General features: G+C 63.3%; 21 protein-coding genes. 18 read left to right on the forward strand and 3 right to left on the reverse strand.

What is annotated here, in order from left to right; translation table 11 throughout:
• Positions 1–154 precede the first annotated feature (154 nt).
• From NKJ04_RS11705 to NKJ04_RS11730, 6 genes are all read left to right on the forward strand, one after another.
• On the forward strand, positions 155–1,660 hold the full coding sequence (locus NKJ04_RS11705; RefSeq protein WP_352675011.1) for a UxaA family hydrolase: 1,506 nt from the start codon (positions 155–157) through the stop codon (positions 1,658–1,660).
• A 61-nt stretch (positions 1,661–1,721) separates the two neighbouring features.
• Entirely contained in the window at positions 1,722–2,720 is a 999-nt protein-coding gene (locus NKJ04_RS11710) for an aldo/keto reductase (RefSeq protein WP_023812482.1), read from the forward strand.
• A gap of 300 nt (positions 2,721–3,020) precedes the next feature.
• Positions 3,021–4,013, forward strand: coding sequence for an ABC transporter substrate-binding protein (locus tag NKJ04_RS11715; protein ID WP_023812481.1), 993 nt, complete (start codon positions 3,021–3,023; stop codon positions 4,011–4,013).
• 183 nt (positions 4,014–4,196) lie between these two features.
• Positions 4,197–5,750 carry a sugar ABC transporter ATP-binding protein gene (locus tag NKJ04_RS11720; RefSeq protein WP_352675015.1) on the forward strand — a complete coding sequence of 518 codons (1,554 nt, stop codon included), beginning with the start codon at positions 4,197–4,199 and terminating at the stop codon, positions 5,748–5,750.
• Positions 5,747–6,712 carry an ABC transporter permease gene (locus tag NKJ04_RS11725; protein WP_023812479.1) on the forward strand — a complete coding sequence of 322 codons (966 nt, stop codon included), beginning with the start codon at positions 5,747–5,749 and terminating at the stop codon, positions 6,710–6,712. The genes NKJ04_RS11720 and NKJ04_RS11725 overlap by 4 nt, the downstream gene beginning before the upstream one ends.
• A 66-nt stretch (positions 6,713–6,778) precedes the next feature.
• On the forward strand, positions 6,779–7,795 hold the full coding sequence (locus NKJ04_RS11730; RefSeq protein ID WP_023812478.1) for a zinc-binding alcohol dehydrogenase family protein: 1,017 nt from the start codon (positions 6,779–6,781) through the stop codon (positions 7,793–7,795).
• A gap of 279 nt (positions 7,796–8,074) precedes the next feature.
• On the opposite strand, the gene phnF is transcribed toward NKJ04_RS11730, so the two are convergent.
• Positions 8,075–8,824, reverse strand: coding sequence for a phosphonate metabolism transcriptional regulator PhnF (phnF, locus tag NKJ04_RS11735; RefSeq protein ID WP_023812477.1), 750 nt, complete (start codon positions 8,822–8,824; stop codon positions 8,075–8,077).
• 132 nt (positions 8,825–8,956) lie between these two features.
• Here phnF and phnG point away from each other — a divergent pair, with 132 nt between their 5' ends.
• The 3 genes from phnG to NKJ04_RS11750 are packed head-to-tail and all read left to right on the forward strand — an operon-like array spanning position 8,957 to position 11,143.
• Complete coding sequence (phnG, locus tag NKJ04_RS11740; RefSeq protein WP_023812476.1) at positions 8,957–9,418, forward strand: phosphonate C-P lyase system protein PhnG; 462 nt, start codon at positions 8,957–8,959, stop codon at positions 9,416–9,418.
• Positions 9,418–10,029: a phosphonate C-P lyase system protein PhnH gene (phnH, locus tag NKJ04_RS11745; protein ID WP_023812475.1), complete on the forward strand. Its 612-nt coding sequence runs from the start codon at positions 9,418–9,420 to the stop codon at positions 10,027–10,029. The genes phnG and phnH overlap by 1 nt, the downstream gene beginning before the upstream one ends.
• Position 10,030: 1 nt before the next feature.
• On the forward strand, positions 10,031–11,143 hold the full coding sequence (locus tag NKJ04_RS11750) for a carbon-phosphorus lyase complex subunit (RefSeq protein ID WP_023812474.1): 1,113 nt from the start codon (positions 10,031–10,033) through the stop codon (positions 11,141–11,143).
• A gap of 2 nt (positions 11,144–11,145) precedes the next feature.
• Here the strand turns inward: NKJ04_RS11750 and NKJ04_RS11755 are convergent, their stop codons facing one another.
• The gene (locus tag NKJ04_RS11755; protein ID WP_023812473.1) at positions 11,146–11,349 is read right to left on the reverse strand and encodes a hypothetical protein; all 204 of its coding nucleotides are present in this window, start codon (positions 11,347–11,349) and stop codon (positions 11,146–11,148) included.
• A gap of 65 nt (positions 11,350–11,414) precedes the next feature.
• On the opposite strand from NKJ04_RS11755, the gene NKJ04_RS11760 reads away from it, so the two are divergent.
• The 4 genes from NKJ04_RS11760 (at position 11,415) to NKJ04_RS11775 (ending at position 14,800) form a co-directional block, all read left to right on the forward strand.
• On the forward strand, positions 11,415–12,383 hold the full coding sequence (locus NKJ04_RS11760) for an alpha-D-ribose 1-methylphosphonate 5-phosphate C-P-lyase PhnJ (RefSeq protein ID WP_023812472.1): 969 nt from the start codon (positions 11,415–11,417) through the stop codon (positions 12,381–12,383).
• The gene (gene phnK, locus NKJ04_RS11765) at positions 12,380–13,156 is read left to right on the forward strand and encodes a phosphonate C-P lyase system protein PhnK (protein WP_352555815.1); all 777 of its coding nucleotides are present in this window, start codon (positions 12,380–12,382) and stop codon (positions 13,154–13,156) included. Before NKJ04_RS11760 ends, phnK begins: the two co-directional genes overlap by 4 nt.
• Positions 13,157–13,478: 322 nt before the next feature.
• Positions 13,479–14,186, forward strand: coding sequence for a phosphonate C-P lyase system protein PhnL (gene phnL / locus NKJ04_RS11770; RefSeq protein WP_352675022.1), 708 nt, complete (start codon positions 13,479–13,481; stop codon positions 14,184–14,186).
• Positions 14,183–14,800 carry a DapH/DapD/GlmU-related protein gene (locus NKJ04_RS11775; RefSeq protein ID WP_352675025.1) on the forward strand — a complete coding sequence of 206 codons (618 nt, stop codon included), beginning with the start codon at positions 14,183–14,185 and terminating at the stop codon, positions 14,798–14,800. Before phnL ends, NKJ04_RS11775 begins: the two co-directional genes overlap by 4 nt.
• 13 nt (positions 14,801–14,813) lie before the next feature.
• On the opposite strand, the gene NKJ04_RS11780 is transcribed toward NKJ04_RS11775, so the two are convergent.
• Positions 14,814–15,233, reverse strand: a complete 420-nt coding sequence (locus NKJ04_RS11780; RefSeq protein WP_352675028.1) for a hypothetical protein — start codon at positions 15,231–15,233, stop codon at positions 14,814–14,816.
• 53 nt (positions 15,234–15,286) lie between these two features.
• On the opposite strand from NKJ04_RS11780, the gene NKJ04_RS33665 reads away from it, so the two are divergent.
• The 5 genes from NKJ04_RS33665 to phnE (NKJ04_RS11805) all read left to right on the forward strand — a co-directional run bounded on the left by NKJ04_RS33665 (position 15,287) and on the right by phnE (NKJ04_RS11805) (position 19,919).
• On the forward strand, positions 15,287–15,631 hold the full coding sequence (locus NKJ04_RS33665) for a DUF1868 domain-containing protein (RefSeq protein ID WP_502897901.1): 345 nt from the start codon (positions 15,287–15,289) through the stop codon (positions 15,629–15,631).
• Positions 15,632–15,676: 45 nt separating this feature from the next.
• Positions 15,677–16,534, forward strand: a complete 858-nt coding sequence (phnC, locus tag NKJ04_RS11790; protein WP_352675031.1) for a phosphonate ABC transporter ATP-binding protein — start codon at positions 15,677–15,679, stop codon at positions 16,532–16,534.
• 92 nt (positions 16,535–16,626) lie between these two features.
• Positions 16,627–17,535 carry a phosphonate ABC transporter substrate-binding protein gene (gene phnD / locus NKJ04_RS11795; protein WP_127297934.1) on the forward strand — a complete coding sequence of 303 codons (909 nt, stop codon included), beginning with the start codon at positions 16,627–16,629 and terminating at the stop codon, positions 17,533–17,535.
• 57 nt (positions 17,536–17,592) lie between these two features.
• Complete coding sequence (gene phnE, locus NKJ04_RS11800) at positions 17,593–18,549, forward strand: phosphonate ABC transporter, permease protein PhnE (RefSeq protein WP_352675034.1); 957 nt, start codon at positions 17,593–17,595, stop codon at positions 18,547–18,549.
• Positions 18,550–18,551: 2 nt separating this feature from the next.
• Positions 18,552–19,919, forward strand: coding sequence for a phosphonate ABC transporter, permease protein PhnE (gene phnE, locus NKJ04_RS11805; RefSeq protein ID WP_352675036.1), 1,368 nt, complete (start codon positions 18,552–18,554; stop codon positions 19,917–19,919).
• Positions 19,920–20,084 lie beyond the last annotated feature (165 nt).

The raw sequence follows: 20,084 nt of genomic DNA on the forward strand, positions 1-20,084 counted from the left end.
AGCGAATTCGCTTTCCGGAACACCCAAGGCATGCGGAACTCCCCAGTGAAAAAACAATTGACGCAAAACTGTTTTTTCACGATAAAAGACAATATCTCTAAACAGACGCGTGTCAATCCGTCCGCGCAACCCAGGATCACCCAGGAAACCGCCCGTGAACACCTCCAACTGCATTCTTCTATCCCCCGCCGACAATGTCGCCGTCGCCAACGGCCGCATCGAGATCGGCACCGCGCTGCCGGGCGGTGCCGTCGCCAGTGTGTTGATCGAGCCCGGCCACAAGGTGGCGATCAAGCCGATCGCCGCCGGCGAGGCCGTGGTGAAATACGCCCAGGCGATCGGTCGCGCGACACAGGATATTGCGGCGGGCGAGCACGTGCATTCGCACAATCTGGTGTTCGAATCCGGCCGCTTGCCGGTCGTGCCCCCGAGCGAGGCCGAGCACGCGACGGAGGCCGACCGCGCCCGCACCTTCATGGGCTATCGCCGCGCCGATGGCCGCGCCGGCACGCGCAACTTCATCGGCATCGTCGCCAGCGTCAATTGCTCGGCCACCGTCTGCCATTCCATCGCCGACACCGCCAACCGCACGCTTTTGCCGAAATATCCCGGCATCGACGGCTTCGTGCCGATCGTGCACGGCCAGGGCTGCGGCATGAGCGGCACCGGCGACGGCATGATGGTGCTGCACCGTACACTCGCCGGCTACGCCCGCCACCCGAATTTCGGCGGCGTGCTGATGGTCGGCCTCGGCTGCGAGGTCAACCAGCTCACCCTCTACGGCCAAAAGGGCGTCGCTGCCGGCAAGCGCCATTTCAACATCCAGGACGCCGGCGGATCGCGCAAATCGGTGGAAAAGGCGATGGACGTGCTGGCCGAGATCGCCGAGGAAGTGGGCCAGCTGAAGCGTGAGCCGATCCCGGTCAGCGAGATCGTCGTCGGCCTGCAATGCGGCGGCTCCGACGGCATGTCGGGCATTACAGCCAATCCGGCACTGGGCGCGGCTGTCGATATCCTGGCTGGCGTCGGCGGCATCGGCATCCTCTCCGAGACGACGGAGATCTATGGCGCCGAACATCTGCTTGCTTACCGCGCGGCAACGCCGGAGATCGCGCAGAAGCTCGACGGCTTTGTGAAATGGTGGGAGGACCATGTCGCCAAGCACGGCGCCTCGATCGACAACAATCCCTCGCCCGGCAACAAGCGCGGCGGCCTCACCACCATCCTGGAGAAGTCGCTCGGCGCGGTCGCCAAGGGCGGCCAGACGCCACTCAACGGCGTCTTCGGCTATGCCGAAAAAGTCACTGGCAGCGGTCTGGTGTTCATGGACACGCCCGGCTACGACCCGGTTTCGGCGACCGGCCAGGTGGCGGGCGGCGCCAACGTCATCGTCTTCACCACCGGCCGTGGCTCCTGCTTCGGCTGCCGTCCGACGCCGTCGATCAAGGTCGCCACCAACTCGACGATGTACCACCAGATGGAAGAGGACATGGACGTCAATTGCGGCGTCATCGCCTCGGGTGAAAAGACCATCGCCGGCATGGGCCGCGAGATCTTCGAACTGATCGTCGAAACGGCTTCCGGCCGCAAGACCAAGAGCGAGGACTTCGGCTACGGCGACAACGAGTTCGTGCCCTGGCATCTGGGCGCAACACTTTAGATTTTACTGATATAAAGTAGACTGCGCGCCGGCCAGTTGGCTGGCCACGGGGAGGTTGTGCATGGAAAGACGCCGCATCGGCCAGACAGCGCTGGAAGTCACCGAGGTCAGCTTTGGCGGCGCTGCACTTGGCGGCCTTTACCGCGCCTGTTCGCGCGAAGCGGCGATGGAGACGCTGCAGGGCGCCTGGGATGCCGGCCTGCGCTATTTCGACACCGCACCCTTTTACGGTTTCGGACTGTCGGAGCGCCGCTTCGGCGACTTCCTGCGCTACAAGCCGCGCGATTCCTATGTGCTGTCGACCAAGGTCGGCCGGCTGTTCCGCCCGGTGTCGGAGGATCAGGTTCCCGATCACTCCTATGTCGATCCGCTGCCCTTCGCGCTCGACTACGACTATTCCTATGACGGCATCATGCGGTCGGTCGAGTTCAGCTATGCGCGGCTTGGCCTAAACAGGATAGACATCCTGTTTGTCCACGACATCGGCGCCTACACCCATGGTGTCGAGAAGACCAAGCTGCACTTTCGCGACCTGATGGACGGCGGCCTCAAGGCACTCGAAGAGCTGAAACGGTCCGGCGTCATTTCCGCCTATGGGCTTGGCGTCAACGAGGTGCAGATCTGTCTGGACGTGATGCGCGAGGCGCCGCTCGACTGCATCCTGCTCGCCAGCCGCTATTCCTTGCTCGACCGCAGTGCCGAAGCGGAGTTGCTGCCCCTATGCCGGGCGCGGCAGACCTCCTTGGTCATTGGCGGCGTGTTCAACTCCGGCATCCTGGCGACCGGACCGGTGCAAGGCGCACATTTCGACTACCGCCCTGCCAGCCATGACGTGCTCGACCGCGTCGGCGCAATGGAGAGGATCGCCGCCGAGGGTGGCTATCCGCTCGCCGCCGCCGCGTTCCAATTCCCCTTGCATGAACCTGCCGTCGCCACCGTGCTGACCGGCACCGCCAAGCTGGCGAACCTGACGCGCAACCTCCAACTGCTCGACATCGACGTGCCGGAGACGGAATACGCCAGATATCGTCCCCACACGCTGGTGCAGGAGCTGGCGTGAAACTTCATATTCTTGCGGTCACACGAAGGAATGGATATTCCATATTGACGAAATGGTGGAATTAATATTCCATACATTCCCGGAATGGAACGGAAGCGTGACGGCGTCGATGGGGAGCAGCGCGGTGGATTTGCTTCTGCCAGACCTCGCAAGGACTGATCAAACACCGCTTGCATCGATCTGTTCGATGCATTATCAAAACATGGCAATTGTTTTTTATTGATAAAGTTCTGTTTGGGCCGCGCCTATCCGGACGGAGCTTCCGTAACGTTCACCGGGCGACTTTAGGGAGGAAACCTCATGAAATTCGCGACCAGCATTCTCAACCGCCGCGCCGTCATGGCGCTGGCAGCAGCTTCGATGCTCGCCGGCGTCATGCATTCGGCGCCGGTTTCGGCGGCGGACGTCACCATTCCGATCATCGTCAAGGATACCACGTCGTTCTACTGGCAGATCGTTCTGGCCGGCGCCCGCAAGGCCGGCAAGGATCTCGGCGTCAACGTGCCGGAACTCGGCGCCCAGGCTGAAACCGACGTCAACGGCCAGGTCTCGATCCTCGAGAACGCCGTTGCCAGCAACCCGGCGGCCATCGTCATTGCGCCGACCGAGTTCAAGGCGCTTGGCAAGCCGATCGATGAAGCCGCTGCCAAGGTCAAGGTCATCGGCATCGACTCCGGCGCCGACTCCAAGGCCTTCACCTCGTTCCTGACCACCGACAACGTCCAGGGCGGCCGCGTCGCTGCCGACGGCCTCGCAGCCGCCATCGGCGCCGCCAACGGCGGCAAGATCGAGGGCGACGTCGCCCTGATCACCAACGCACCGGGCGCCGGCTCGCTCGAACAGCGCAAGCAGGGCTTCACCGAACAGCTGGCCGCCAAATATCCGGGCCTCAAGCTGGTCGCCGATAAATATGCCGACGGCCAGGCCACCACCGGCCTCAACATCGCCACCGACCTGATCACCGCCAACCCGAACCTCAAGGGCATCTTCGCTTCCAACCTGATCATGGCGCAGGGCGTCGGCCAGGCTGTCGCGGAAAACAGCCTTGGCGGCAAACTGGCGCTGGTCGGTTTCGACAGCGACGAGAAGCTGATCAAGTTCCTCAACGACGGCGTCATTTCCGCCCTCGTCGTCCAGGATCCGTACCGGATGGGCTATGACGGCATCAAGACCGCACTCGCCGCCTCCAAAGGCGAGAAGGTCGAAGCCAATGTCGACACCGGCGCCAATCTGGTGACCAAGGACAACATGAAAGACCCCAAGATCGACGCGCTGCTCAATCCGAAGCTCTGAGCCGTCGCATCCGCAATCGTCTCCGGGGCACCTCGCCCCGGAGACACAAGCTGCCGCACAAACGGCTTGGCAATCCGCACGCCTGAGCTAGGCTGTTTTCGAGGCATATCCTTGCCTCGCCGCGTGCCAATCGTGAGGCCAGCCTGGGAAGCCAATCCGGGAGGCCAATCTGGGAGGATTGTCATGATTTCGACGGCGCAGGAACTGCATCCCACACCCGTTCTGGAACCGGGGCGGACCATCCTCGAATTGCGCGGGCTGGAGAAGCGCTATCCCGGCACACATGCGCTGAAGCCGGTCAACCTCGCCTTCAAGTCCGGCGAAATCCACGCCGTCGTCGGCGAGAACGGCGCCGGCAAATCCACGCTCATCAAGCTTCTGACCGGCGTCATGCCGCGCACCTCCGGAGAGATCGCCTGGGAGGGCCAACCGGCCGCCCTGGCGACGCCGCACGAGGCGATGGCGCTCGGCATCAATGCCGTGCACCAGGAAGTCGTGCTGTGCCGTCACCTGACTGTCGCCGCCAACATGTTCCTAGGCGAGGAGAATTCACGCTTCGGCATCCTGCAGCAGCGCGCCATGGTCAGGCAGGCGCAGACGATCATCGACGATCTCGGCTTCGACCTGCCGGCGCATGTCACCCTTGGCGACCTGACCATCGGCCAGCAGCAGTTGATAGCCGCCGCCCGCGCCACCGTGCGCGGCACCAAATTCCTGATCTTCGACGAGCCGACCGCCTACCTCACCCGCAAGGAGGCCGACCAGCTCTTCACCTTGATCCGTCGGCTGAAGGATGAAGGCGTGACGATCATCTACATCAGCCACCGCATGGAGGAAGTGTTCGAGCTCGCCGACCGTGTTTCCGTGCTGCGCGACGGCACGCTGGTCGGCACCCGCAACATCGCCGAGACCAACGATGCCGAGCTGGTCAAGATGATGATCAACCGCTCGATCGAGCAGGTCTATCACAAGGAGCATTTCACGCCGGGCGCCGCCATTATCGAGGCGAGAAGCCTGTCCGGCAAGGGCTTCGAAAATGTCTCGATGACGGTCCGCGCCGGCGAGATCGTCGGACTCTATGGCCTGATCGGCGCCGGACGCAGCGAGTTCGTCACCACGCTTTACGGCCGCCACCGCAAATCCGCCGGCCAGATCCTCTGGGAAGGCAAGGAGGTGCAGGTCAATTCCGAGCATGACGCGATCAAGCTCGGCATGGCGCTGGCGCCGGAAAGCCGCCGCGACCAGGGCCTCTGCCTCAACCTGCCGGTCGGCTTCAACCTCAACCTGCCGATCTACAAGCGAATCTCGAACAATCTGCTGATTTCGAGCACGCAGGAGAAGACGCAAGCTGATCGCCAGATCGCCGATCTGCGCATCAAGACACCGACGCGCGGCGCGCTGGCATCCAGCCTGTCGGGCGGCAACCAGCAGAAGATCGTCATCGGCAAATGGCTGGCGCACGGCGCCAAGCTGTTCATCTTCGACGAACCGACGGTCGGCGTCGATGTCGGCACCAAGGCCGAGATCTACCGCCTGTTCGGCGCACTTTTGTCAAAGGGCGCCGGCATCATCCTGATCTCGTCCTATCTGCCGGAAGTCTATGAACTCGCCGACACGCTGCATGTGTTCCGGCGCGGCAAACTGGTGGCGACGCACGGTTTTCACGCAGCCAGCCACGAGGATATTCTTACTCAGGCGCTCGCCGAGAAACAAGAAAAGCTGGGAGGACAAATATGAGCACCGAGGCGATTGCCGTCGAAAAACCGAAGCGCAACTATAATGTCCTGTTTGGGCTGACGCTTTTGGCGCTGCTGGTTCTGCTCTGGATCCTTCTCTCCGTGGCGACGACGAGCTTCGCCTCCGCCAACAACATGGCCAATCTCTTGCGCCAGGGCTCGATGATCGCCATCATGGCGGTCGGCCAGACTTTCGTCATCATCACCGGCGGCATCGACCTGTCGGTCGGCGCCGTGGTCGGTTTCGCCACCGTGGTCGTGGCCATGATGATCAATGCCGGCTTCCCCATCTGGCTCGCCATTCTGGTGACGCTGCTGGTCGGCGTCGCCATCGGCATGTTCCACGGCTTCGGCATCGTCAAGATGGGCCTGCCGCCCTTCATCATCACGCTGGCAACGCTGACCTCGCTGCGCGGCATCGGCCTTTTGATGACCAACGGCAATTCGATCAACATCAACAGCGACACCTTCACCGCCTTCTCGCGCAATTCCTTCATCGGCATCCCCAACCTGTTCTGGATGGTGATCCTGGTCGGCATTCCGGCCTATATTTTCCTGCACCACAGCCGCTGGGGCCGATACCTGTTTTCGGTCGGCTCCAACGCCGAGGCCTCGCGCCTGTCCGGCGTCAATGTCCAGCGCACCATCTACATGGCCTACACGCTGTCGGGCCTGTGCGCCGCCTTTGTCGGCGTGCTGCTGGCGGCCCGCATCGGCATCGGCAACCCGACGCAGGCCGAGGGCTGGGAGCTGCAGGCGATCGCGTCTTCGGTCATCGGCGGCACCTCGCTGTTCGGCGCCGTCGGCTCGGTGCATGGGCCGCTGCTCGGCGCCTTCATCCTGGCCACCATCAACAACGGCGCCAACCTGCTCAACGTCAACTCGTTCTGGCAGCGCATCATCACTGGCGCGCTGATCATCATCATCGTCTACTTCGACGGCCTGCGCCGCCGCGGCAAGTAGCGATCCCGCAATCAACCGCCGGCCCGCCACACCAACGGGCCGGCGATTTCATGACTGGATTAGCGCATGAAAGCCGTCCTCTGCCGTTCGCCCGGCGATCTTGTCCTTGAAGACCGGCCCGCACCAGAGGCACCGCCTCCCGGCTGGGCGCTGGTGGCGGTCAGCCATGTCGGCATCTGCGGCACCGACTACCACATTTTCGAGGGCAAGCACCCGTTCCTCGCCTATCCCCGCATCATGGGCCATGAGGTGTCGGGAACGATCGTCGAGGCCGGCGACGGCGTCGATCTTGCCGTTGGTGAGCCCGTGGTGATCAACCCCTATCTTTCCTGCGGCAAGTGCATCGCCTGCCGGCACGGCAAGCCCAATTGCTGCGTCAGGATCGAGGTCTTGGGCGTGCATCGAGACGGCGCCATGTGCGAACGGATTCTGGTGCCGGCGCAAAATCTCTATCCCGCCAACGGCCTTTCGCTGGCCGACGCCGCCGCAGTCGAGTTCCTGGCCATCGGCGCGCATGCAGTGCGGCGCGCCCGCGCCGACCCCGGCGCCCGCACGCTGGTCATCGGCGCTGGCCCGATCGGGCTCGGCACCGCCATCTTCGCCCGCATCGCCGGGCTCGACGTGACGCTGCTCGACATGAGCAGTGAAAGGCTCGCCTTCGCCGCAAATGAGCTTGGTTTCCAGACCCTCGACGGGTCGCGCGGCGCGGTGCCCGATCTGGTCAAGGGAGCGACATCAGGCGAAGGCTTCGATGTCGTCTTCGACGCCACCGGCAACACCCAATCGGTGCAGTCGGCTTTCGCCCATGTCGCGCATGGCGGAACGCTGGTGCTGGTCTCCGTCGTCAAGGACGACATCAGCTTTTCCGATCCGGAATTCCACAAGCGCGAGATGACGCTGATCGGCAGCCGCAACGCGCTGCGCGCCGACTTCGATCACGTCGCCGCCTCGATCCGCAACGGCGCCGTGCCCCTGGCCAAGCTCGTCACACACCGCACCACACTCGCCGGCACGCCGCGCGATCTCGCCCGCTGGGCACACGAGAAATCCGGCCTGATCAAGGCTGTGATCGAGGTCGGATAGAGGCGCCTGTTCGACACGAATTCGGAGATCGTTGAGCGCCCAACTTGGTAGATCTGATGCTTTGGCGACTAGCCGCAACATCCATCGCTTCGTCATCCTATGGCGGAGCGAGGAGCGAAGCGACGCGGCGCAGACCATAGGATCCATGCCGTGACCTGAGAGCGTTGCTTCGGTGCAGAATTCTGCGCCGCTGCGCTCTTCGCCCGAGATCGCGGCATGGATCCTTGGGTCTCCGCGACGGAGCTGCGCTCCTGCTTCGCCCAAGGATGACGACGTTAGCTACAGCGCCGACAGCTTCAGCTCCACCCGCTCGGCCGGGAAGCGCGACTCGGAAAACTGGATCGGCTGGCCGTCCGGCGTGACGTTGACGGCAACCGTGACCAGCACGATGGCGCCCGGCAGCAGGTCGAGGTCGGCAAGGTCCGCCGCATCGGCATGGCGCGCCGACAGCACGGTCGATTGCCGGAGATAGTCGTCGATGCCGAAACGCGCCAGCGATGCGGTGATCGAGCCGGTTTGCGCCATCGCGGCATCGATGCCGGCAAAGCGCCGGGCCTCGAACCAGCCGGCAGCACGCGACACCGGCCGTCCGTCGGCTTCGCCGCGCGTTTCCAACCGGATCACATCGGCTCCCCTGGCAAGGCCAAGGCCCTCGGCAACGCGCTGGCTGGCCGGCTCGATCGACGAGGCGAGCAGGACGATGTGCCGTTCCGTCGTTTGCCCTTGCAGCCCTGTCGAAAAGCGTGTGCGCGCGCCGATCGGATAGGACAGCCGCTTGCGCGACAGTACGAAGGTGCCGCGCCCCTGCTCGGCCCGCAGCACGCCTTCCCTTACAAGGGCCGATATGGCGCTGCGCACCGTGTGACGGTTGACGCCATAGCGTTCTGCCAGCGCCACCTCCGGCGGCAACGCTGCATTCTCCGTGAAATCGCCGATGGCGATCGCATGCAGGATCTTGTCGGCGATCTGCCGCCACAGCGAAACGCCACTGCGCCGCTCGATGCTGTCCGCTGCCAGCCGCCCGACTATCATTGCCCCAACCTTCCAGCGCCCAGTCTTATATCGCTGTCATCCACCCGTCATGGACACGCGTTAGATAATAGGTATAATTTGTATAGTTGTCTATATCAATAGACAAATTGACAAAGAGGAATGCTGCTGATGCGAGGACAGGAAGCCCGCGACCAGGCCGAGCGCAAGGCCGCCATGGCGACACTGGCGCAATCCAGCGGCGATGACATCGTCCGGCTCTGGAATGAAGCCGGATTGCCTTCGGAAGCAGAACTGCTGCGCGGCCCCGAGACCGGGCTGGTCACCGTGCGCGGCCGCATCGGCGGCGGCGGCGCGCCCTTCAACGTCGGCGAGGCGACCGTCACCCGCGCCACCGTCCGGCTGCCCTCCGGGCAGGTCGGACATTGCTATGCGCTTGGCCGCGACAAGCAGAAGGCGAAGCTGGCGGCCATCGCCGACGCGCTGTGGCAGGACCCTGCCCGCCGCAATGAAGTCGAGACCGGACTGATAGCGCCCCTGCGGTCGGCTCTGACCGCAGCGCATGAAAAACGCCGCGCCGAGACGGCGGCAACGAAGGTGGATTTCTTCACCATGGTTCGCGGAGAAGACTGATGGACATTGCAGCGCAATCGATAGAGGGCGGTTTCGCCGATCCGGTCTTCAATGCCCAGACGGTGTTCCGCGCCGTCATGGACGCAATGGCGCGGCCAGGCAGCGTGCAGCCGCTGCCGGCCTTCGCCCGCCCGCCGGCGCCGCTCTCGGCGGCCGCCGGCGCCATCGCACTGGCGCTGTGCGATAACGACACCCCGCTCTGGCTCGACCCGGCCCTGCAAGCTTCCACCGCGATCAGATCCTGGCTTGGGTTCCACACCGGCGCGCCCGTGGCCAACACACCGGCCGATGCGCATTTCGCCTTCATCGCGGCCCCGGCCGAGATGATGTCGCTCGATGGTTTTTCGCAGGGCACGCAGGATTATCCCGACCGTTCGACCACGCTGATCCTGCAAGTCGGCGATCTCGTCTCCGGCACGCCGCTGTTGCTTGAAGGTCCCGGCATCGAAACCAGCGCCACGATCGCGCCGGCACAGATGCCGCGCCATTTCGTCGAGCAGTGGAAACAGAACATCAAGCGCTTTCCCAGAGGCGTCGACATCATACTCGCCACCGCTGATGGCATTGCCTGCCTGCCGCGCACGACGCGCATCAAGACGATGGAGGCGTAAGATGTATGTCGCGGTGAAAGGTGGCGAAGCCGCAATCGCCAACGCCCACAGCCTGCTTGCCGACCGCCGCCGCGGCGACCGTTCGCTGCCGGCACTACGTCTCGACCAGATCGTCGAGCAGCTGGCGCTCGGCGTCGATCGGGTGATGAGCGAAGGCTCGCTCTATGATCGTGAACTGGCCGCACTCGCCATCGTCCAGGCGCGCGGCGACATGATCGAGGCGATCTTCCTGGTGCGCGCCTATCGCACCACGCTGCCACGCTTCGGCTACTCCAGGCCCATCGACACCGCCGGGATGCTGGTCGAGCGACGTGTGTCGGCGACCTACAAGGATCTGCCCGGCGGCCAGTTGCTCGGGCCCACTTTCGACTACACCCACCGGCTGCTCGATCCCGAGCTTGCCGCCGGCGCTGACGTCGCCCAGCCCTTGCTGCGCGAGACGGAAGCGCAAGCCATGCCGCGCGTATCGGCGATCCTCGACCGCGAAGGCCTGATCGAACCCGACGGCGACATGCCGCAGGATCACGTCCCCGGCGACATCACCCGCGAGCCGCTCGAATTCCCGATGGCGCGCGACATCCGCCTGCAGGCGCTGTCACGCGGCGATGAAGGGTTTCTGCTGGCGCTCGGCTATTCCACCCAGCGCGGCTATGCCCGCAACCATCCCTTCGTCGGCGAGATCCGCATGGGCGAGGTCGAGCTCGAGCTCGACGTGCCCGAGCTGCCCTTCGCGGTGCCGCTCGGCACTGTCCGCGTCACCGAATGCCAGATGGTCAACCAGTTCAAAGGCTCGGCCAAGGCGCCGCCGCAATTCACCCGCGGCTACGGCCTGGTCTTCGGCCAGAGCGAGCGCAAGGCGATGGCGATGGCGCTGTGCGACCGGGCGCTGCGCGCGAAGGAGCTCGGCGAGGATGTCGTCGCCGCGGCCCAGGACGAGGAGTTCGTCATTTCGCATTCCGACAACGTCCAGGCGACCGGCTTCGTCGAACATCTGAAGCTGCCGCACTATGTCGACTTCCAGGCCGAACTCGACCTCGTGCGCCGCATGCGCGCCGAATACGACGCCCGCGGAAATGCCGACATGCTGGAAGACAAGAAGGAGGCGGCGGAATGAGCCTAGTCGCCCGACCCGCCATCACCGCCACCGCTGTCGTGCGAATGGTCGCCATGCCCGCCACTGTAGCCGCCGCCGATGCCAACGCTCTCGCCATGCGCGCCTTCCCTGGCTGCGGGAAAAACCATTCTTCGGAGGATAAACGCGACCACGCCGACGAACGCCAGCAGCAGAATTCCGATATGCAGCCAAGCGGTCTGGGTCATCCGATTTCGCCCCTGTTTCCGCGTCCTGGACGCCAATTCAATAGCACAATGTGGATGTGATCGCCATGACCGACATCGCCACCTACAACTTCGCCTATCTCGACGAGCAGACCAAAAGGATGATCCGCCGGGCGATCCTCAAGGGCATCGCCATTCCCGGCTACCAGGTGCCGTTTGCCTCGCGCGAAATGCCGATGCCCTATGGCTGGGGCACTGGCGGCGTCCAGGTCACGGCTTCGATCATCGGCCCGGACGATGTGCTGAAGGTCATCGACCAGGGCGCCGACGACACCACCAACGCGGTCTCGATCCGCGCCTTCTTCAAGAAGGTCGCCAACATCGCGGTGACCACTGATACCGCCAGCGCCACCATCATCCAGACCCGCCATCGTATCCCCGAACATCCGCTGACGGCGGGCCAGGTGCTTGTCTACCAGGTGCCGATCCCGGAACCCTTGCGCTTCCTCGAGCCACGCGAGACTGAAACGCGGAAAATGCATGCGCTGGAGGAATACGGCCTCATGCATGTGAAACTTTACGAGGACATCGCCAAACACGGCCGCATCGCCACCACCTATGCCTATCCGGTCAAGGTCGAGGGCCGCTATGTGATGGACCCGTCGCCGACGCCGAAATTCGACAATCCCAAGATGCACCGCTCACCGGCTTTGCAGCTGTTTGGCGCCGGGCGCGAAAAGCGCATCTACGCGGTGCCGCCCTTCACCGACGTGGTCAGCCTCGACTTCGAGGACCATCCGTTCGAGGTGCAGACCTTCGACCAGCCCTGCGCGCTGTGCGCGGCAGAGAATGTCTATCTCGACGAGGTCATCCTCGACGACCATGGCGGCCACATGTTCGTCTGCTCCGACACCGACCACTGCGAGAAGCGGCGCAACGCCCCTACCTCCCCCTTGTGGGGAGGTCGCGCCGAAGGCGCGGGTGGGGGTCTTGACCAATCCACGCCCCACTCAACCCCCACCCCGGCGCTGCGCGCCGACCCTCCCCGCAAGGGGGAGGGTAAGGAGATACAATGACCGACGAACCGCTGCTGCGCGTCTCGGCGCTCTCCAAATTCTACGGCTCGCGCGTCGGCTGCGACAACGTCTCCTTCGACCTGTGGCCGGGCGAAGTCCTGGCTGTCGTCGGCGAGTCCGGCTCCGGCAAGACGACATTGCTCAACTGCCTGTCGACGCGGCTGCTGCCAAGTTCCGGCACCGCCAGCTACCGCATGCGCGACGGCCAGTTCCGCGAACTCTACCGCATGAGCGAGGCAGAGCGCCGCTTCCTGATGCGTACCGACTGGGGTTTTGTCCACCAGAACCCGGCCGACGGCCTGCGCATGACGGTGTCGGCCGGCGCCAATGTCGGCGAGCGGCTGATGGCGGTCGGCGACCGTCACTACGGCAAGATCCGCGCCACCGCCGTCGACTGGCTGTCACGCGTCGAGATCGACGAGGACCGCATCGACGACGACCCGCGCGCCTTTTCAGGCGGCATGCGCCAGCGCCTGCAGATTGCCCGCAACCTCGTCACCGGCCCGCGCCTGGTGTTCATGGACGAACCGACAGGCGGCCTCGACGTCTCGGTCCAGGCGCGCCTGCTCGACCTGCTGCGCGGGCTGGTCACCGACCTTGGTCTCGCGGCCATCGTCGTCACCCACGACCTTGCCGTGGCGCGGCTTTTGTCGCAGCGCATGATGGTGATGAAGGACGGCCGCGTCGTCGAAAGCGGTCTCACCGACCGCGTGCTCGACGACCCGCGCGCGCCCTACACCCAGTTGCTCGTTTCCTCGATTCTGCAGGTTTGACGATGAAGTCTCAAAGCGCGTGTTCGCGAAACCTTGGCGCGAGGCACCCCCCTCTGGCCTGCCGGCCATCTCCCCCGCAAGGAGGGAGATCGGCTGTCCCTGCTGCTTTCACCAATTACCAAGGCTGCAAGAAAAGCGCTGCGGGTGAAACTGCCAATCTCCCCCCTTGCGGGGGAGATGTCCGGCGGGACAGAGGGGGGTGCCTCGCGCCGAGACCTCGCAACCACCCGCTTCGAGATTTCACCGTTATTCCGCACGTGCAATTGCATTGGCCAGAGGGGGGTGTTGGCCCACAAACGAATGACGATTGGAGAACCTTCTGATGGCCACCCCCCTTGTTGTCTCGGACGTCGCCAAGAGCTTCACCATGCATCTGCGCGACGGCATCAAACTGCCTGTTGTCGCCGGTGTCTCGTTCTCGATCAGGGCCGGCGAGTGCACCGTGCTCGGCGGCCCGTCCGGTGCCGGCAAGAGCTCGATCCTGAAGATGCTCTACGGTAACTACGCCGTCGACCAAGGCCAGATCATCGTCACGCACGATGATGGGCTGATCGACCTCGCCACCGCCAGCCCGCGCACCGTGCTTGCGGTGCGCCGGCAAACGATCGGCTATGTCAGCCAGTTCCTGCGCACCGTGCCGCGCGTTTCGGCGCTCGATGTCGTCGCCGAACCGCTGGTCGAGCGCGGCGAGGATCGCGAGATTGCCCGCGGCAAGGCACGCGCCTTGCTGGCGCAGCTCAACCTGCCGGAGAAACTCTGGGCTTTGCCGCCTGCGACCTTCTCCGGCGGCGAGCAGCAGCGCGTCAACATCGCGCGCGGCTTCATCACCGAGCATCCGATCCTGCTGCTCGACGAGCCGACCGCCTCGCTCGATGCCAGGAACCGCGATGTCGTGATCGAGCTCATCGCCGCCAAGAAGGCGGCCGGCGTCGCCCTGCTTGGCATCTTCCACGCCCACGACGTGCGCGAGGCGGTTGCCGACCGCATCATCGACGTCACCGCTTTCGCTCCCGGAAAAATTGCCGCATGACCAGGAAATTGTCGGAGACACCGCTGGTCCACCCGACGGCGGAGGTGCAGAACTCGACGCTCGGCCGCTGGACCGAGATCGCCGACCGCAGCCGGGTGTTGGAGAGCGAACTCGGCGACTATTCCTACATGATGCAGGACTGCGCCGTCTGGTGCGCCACGGTCGGCAAGTTTTCCAACATCGCCGCAAGTGTGCGCATCAACGCCACCAACCACCCGACCTGGCGGCCGACGCTGCACCATTTCACCTACCGCGCCTCGGATTATTGGGATGACGCCGAGCACGAGAGCGAATTCTTCGCCCAGCGCCGCGCCAAACGCGTCACCATCGGCCACGACACGTGGCTCGGCCATGGCTCGACCATCCTGCCCGGCGTCACCGTCGGCGATGGTGCCGCGGTCGGCGCCGGCGCTGTCGTCTCGAAGGATGTCGCCCCCTACACCATCGTCGCCGGCGTGCCGGCAAAACCGATCCGTGAGCGCTTCGACCGCCGCACCGCCGAACGTTATCAGGCGCTTGCCTGGTGGGACTGGGATCATGCCAGGCTGCGCAACGCCCTCGATGATTTTCGCGAACTATCAGCCAATCAGTTTTTGGATAATCACGGAGGTTGACGCTCCGAACAAGTCAGCCGCTCAGGCAAACGTCCAAAATAATAGAAAGGCACGTTAACGTCATAAAAATAGCAATGACAGCCTGGTGTCGCCTAATAGATTCTATGAATTTCACGTCATAACCAATATCTACCAGAGCTTTTGTTTTCGCATCAACGCTACTCGCGAAACGGATCGTAACCAACGCGATCACGAAAATAAAAATCATTAAAACAATGGCTGTATCGCGCCCATTTTTGTAACTATACAAATAACCCGATATCGGATGGTTTAAGCTGCCAACTCGATGTACGGACATCAGGAGTAGGCCCATTGCAAAGCTTGTTACAGCGACCACTCCTGTAACATACAATCGCAACCACCGGCGCCAGTGTGCCAATTGGGGAAGCCTCCCGCCCATATGGGTCTGAATCCTTATTTCATTGTTGATCATGTGAAAACCCCGCAGCTTCCCTTTGCGAAGCTTTGTCTGTCATATCCTGCTTTTTGGTCCGGTTTCATATCCCTGACACATCGTCGGGGCAGGACGCGGTCTTTCCCCTTGGTGATTGCAATGCCTGCTTCTGTCAGACCGTCGCCCGCCGGATACTTTGCCGGCTCCAATCCGACCACCCCGGTTCATCTCGGCCCCGCTACGACACATCAGGCAATTTCCTGATCGAGCCCGGCAACACGGTCGTCAGCCATCTCGTCAGCGGTTCGCCGTCCGAGGCTGTCGTGCTTGGAGCACTTCGAGGAACTGCAGGTCTTGGGCCGACCGTAACGCCGCGTCTGTGGAGCGTAACAAAACTGACATCACCGCGACACGGCAGGTTCATGTGGCTGCGTTAGGCGAGTGCCTGACGATCAATATGGTCCGGACTGGAGCCTGCCCCCATGTCAGCAACCTCGGCCACGCTCGAAATCCGCGGCGTCACCCGACGATTTGGCAAGAACACCGCCGTCAGCGACATCAACATCGCGATTCCGCAGGGTCAGATGGTTGGCATTATCGGCCGTTCGGGCGCCGGCAAATCAACTCTTCTGCGCATGATCAACCGTCTCATCGATCCCAGCCAGGGGTCGATTTTTTTTGACGGAGCCGAGGTCTCGCAGTTGCGCGGCTCGCCGCTGCGGCGCTGGCAGCGCGACTGCGCCATGATCTTCCAGCAGTTCAACCTGGTGCCGCGCCTCGACGTGCTGACCAATGTGCTGCTCGGAAAACTGAACCACCGTTCGACCATCACCAACCTGTTCGGCATGTTCTCTCGCGCCGAATGCGCCGAGGCGGTCGCCGCACTCGAGCGGCTCGACATTGCCCGTACAGCGCTGCAGCCCGCCGGCACCTTGTCGGGCGGCCAGCAGCAGCGCGTCGCCATTGCCCGCGCCATGATGCAGCAGCCCAGGGTGATCCTCGCCGACGAGCCGATCGCGTCGCTCGACCCGCTCAACGCCAAGGTGGTGATGGATTCGCTACAGGACATCAATTTGCGCGAAGGCATCACGGTCGTCACCAATCTGCACACGCTGGATACCGCCCGCACCTATTGCAACCGCATCATCGGCATGGCCGCCGGCAAGGTCGTCTTCGACGGACCGCCGGAAGAGCTCAACCGCGAGGCCGTGCGCCTCGTCTATGGCGCCGACAGCAATGGCCAGGAAATCTCCGAGGCCATCACCTCGACCAGCGTTGCCTTCAGCCGAAAGATCGCCGCATCCGCCGGACCGCTCGAGCCCGCATTCCCGGGATACTGAGAGCGGCCTGGATCGACAGCCCGCGTCAAGGGCACCTGTCAAAATCGAGAACGCTGCCGGCGCGGGGCCGGAACCTACAGGAGAGATTACAGATGTTCAGGAAGATGGTTTTCAGCGCCGTTTCGGTGCTCGCCATGGCGACCAGCATGGCCCATGCCGCCGACATGAAGGAATTTCGCGTCGGCATCCTCGGCGGCGAAAACGAAACCGACCGGCTGCGCAACTACCAGTGCCTCGCCGACCATCTGAAGGCCGAATTCGGCTTCGAAAAGGTCTCGCTGTTCCCCGCCGCCGACTATGACGGCGTGATCCAGGGCCTGCTTGGCGGCACGCTCGACTTCGCCGAACTCGGCGCTTCCGGCTACGCCAGCATCGCTCTCAAGGACCCGAAGGCGGTCACCCCGATCCTCACCACCCAGCAGACCGACGGTGCCACCGGCTACTATTCGATCGGCCTGGCGCTGAAATCCTCCGGCATCACCGATATCAAGTCGGCCAAGGGCAAGAAGCTCGGCTACGCCGATCCGGATTCGACCTCCGGCTATCTGATCCCGCTGACCCAGATCCCGAAGGACACCGGCGCTTCGAACGAAACCTTCTTCGCTTCGACCCAGTTCAACGGCGGCCACGAGAACAACGTTCTGGCCGTGCGCGACGGCAAGGTCGACGTGGCGGTGGACGATTCCTCCGGCATCGGCGACTTCAAGGATGGCTACACCTCCGGCACCTTCCACAAGGAAGTCGCTAAGGGCGCCGTCGACCCCAACGACTTCGTCGAAGTCTGGCGCTCGGGCCTGATCCCGAACGGCCCGCTGGTCGTGCGCACCGCGCTCGGCGACGAAATGACCGCCAAGCTCGCCGACTTCTTCACGCAGTTGCCGAAGAAGGACAAGGCTTGCTTCGAAGGCGTCGAAGGCGGCGATTTTACCGGCTACGTCCCGGTTAAGGCGGACTTCTACAACGTCATCGTCGAAGCCCGTAAGGCAGCCATTGGCGGCTAACGGCGAAATCAGGAAGGGCGGCGTCGAGAAAACGCCGCCCTTCTTGCATGTCCGATCATGACCCTTTCCGTGACAGCCCCTTCCGGCGCCACTCACCAGATGGCCGACGCCTGGCGTCGCCAGACGTCCTTGCGCCGGCTCTACACCGCCATCGGTGTCGGCCTTCTCATCATCGCGCTCGGCAGCACCATGTGGTTCGCCGACGAGGCCAATGCCGGGCATTTCTTCGACCGGTTGCCGCATTTGCTGGACTTCCTGAGCTGGCTCGTCCCCAAGGACTGGAACGATGTCTGGCGGGCGATGCTCGATATCGCTTCCCCGCATGACACCGGCACCCAGGAATTCAACTTTCCGCTTGGCCGCTCCTATGTCTGGGGCAGCTTCTACATCCCCGAATATTTCGAGCTGATGCTGACCACGCTCAACGTGGCGTTGGTCTCGACCTTCATCGGCTTCGTCTTAGCCGTGCCGTTCTCCTTCATCGCGGCGCGCAATCTGACGCCGCATCCGGTGCTGCGGCTGATCGTCAAGCGCCTCATGGAGCTGCTGCGCGCCTTTCCCGAGATCGTCATCGCGGGCCTGTTCGCCGCCATCGTCTCGATCGGCCCGATCGCCGCCATCATCGCCATCGGCCTGCATTCGATCGGCGCGCTGGGCAAGCTGTTCTACGAGATCAACGAGAACATCGACATGCGCGCCGAGGAAGGACTGAGGGCTGTCGGCGCCAACTGGTTCGAGCGGGTGCGCTTTGCCGACCTGCCGCAGGTGCTGCCCAACTTCATGTCCTACACGCTGCTGCGTGTTGAGATAAATGTCCGCATTTCCACCATCATGGGCGCGGTCGGCGGCGGCGGCATCGGCGAGGAGTTGAAGCTGTCGATCTCGCGCGGCTTCGGCGCCAAGACGATAGCCCTCGTGCTGCTCCTGTTCACGACGATCTTCATCGTCGACCAGTTCTCCGCCTGGCTGCGCCGCAAGCTGGTCGGCGAGCAGGCATTCGTGGTGGGGGCTTGACCATGGCTGCCTTGACCGCCGATCAAATCCAGTCGATCGAAGATCGCTTCCCGCAGGTTTTCCAGCGGCCGTTCCACAAGCGCTTCGGGCCGCTGATGCTGCTTGGCGGCATCTTCCTCTACCTGCTCTATGCCCTGTGGTTCTTCAACCTGCCGCAGGTCATGCGGGAATCGCACTGGGAGCGCCTGCCGTTGTTTCTGACCCAGTGGATCAGCTACGACGTGCAGCCGATCTTCCGCCTCGACGAACCGCGGATCACCCCTAAATATCCACGCTTCTCGGTGCTCGGCCCGAACCCAGATCCGGACTGGGTCAAGACCAATGCCGATGGTTCGGTGACGGTTCTTATCGACGGCACCGCCAAGTCGATCACCTTCACCAAGACGCAGGCGACGATAATTGCCCATGGTGAGACCGTTGCGGTCGCGCTTGGCACCGGCAAGCCGCTGATCTCGGGACCGGTTCCCGGCTGGATCACCGCGCATGAAGATGAGGTCGTCGCCGACATGGGCTTTGCCGGCGAGGCCCGTGTCGCCGTTGACCGCGTCAGGATCCGAAAGCGATTTCTCGGCTGGGCAAACTTCGTCTTCGACACCCGCTCCCCCTTCTTCGGCAAGTCGGCAAGCGAAGTCGCCTCGCTGATCGTCTCCGGACCGGAACTGAAACCAGGCACGTCCAATCTGGCGCTGGCCGGCAACAACGTCTGGAACAACGCCCAATGGCAGCACGGCGACGTCTGGACGAAGCTGTTGCAAACCATTGTCATGGCTTTTCTCGGCACCATGCTTGGCGGCATCGTCGCCTTTCCGCTGGCCTTCTTCGCCGCCCGCAACATCACGCCAAGCGGGTTGCTGAGCCAGATCCTGAAACGCTTCTTTGATTTCATGCGCTCGGTCGACATGCTGATCTGGGCGCTGTTCTTCACCCGCGCTTTCGGTCCCGGCCCACTGGCAGGCAGTGCCGCCATCTTCTTCACCGAGATCGGCACCCTCGGCAAAGTCTATTCGGAAGGCCTCGAGAACATCGATGACAAGCCACGCGAGGGCATCAAGTCGACCGGAGCCAATGGCCTTCTGGTGCAGCGCTACGGCGTGCTGCCGGAAGTGGTGCCGGTGTTCATCAGCCAGACGCTCTACCAGTGGGAATCCAACACCCGCGGCGCGACCATCATTGGCGCTGTCGGCGCCGGCGGCATCGGCCTGAAGCTGTGGGAAGCAATGCGCACCAACTCCAACTGGGCCAACGTCTTCTACATGGTGCTGCTGATCCTGGCCGTTGTCTTCATCTTCGACAACATCTCCAACTTCCTGCGCCGCCGGCTGAGCCAGACGATCCACGACTACAACAGGCTTCAGGCTGAGCAGGGATGATCGTCCTGTGGTTAACAATTGGGCGAAAAGTCGGCGGGACAGCACCCCCCTCTGGCCTGCCGGCCATCTCCCCCGCAAGGGGGTGTTTGGACCGGAGACATCGCGAACAGGTGTGCGAGGACATCGCGAACAGTTTTGTCACTTATCGTCTGCAGAGGTTGAGGT

The organism is Mesorhizobium sp. M0618 (genome assembly GCF_040320765.1).
Taxonomy (GTDB): domain Bacteria; phylum Pseudomonadota; class Alphaproteobacteria; order Rhizobiales; family Rhizobiaceae; genus Mesorhizobium.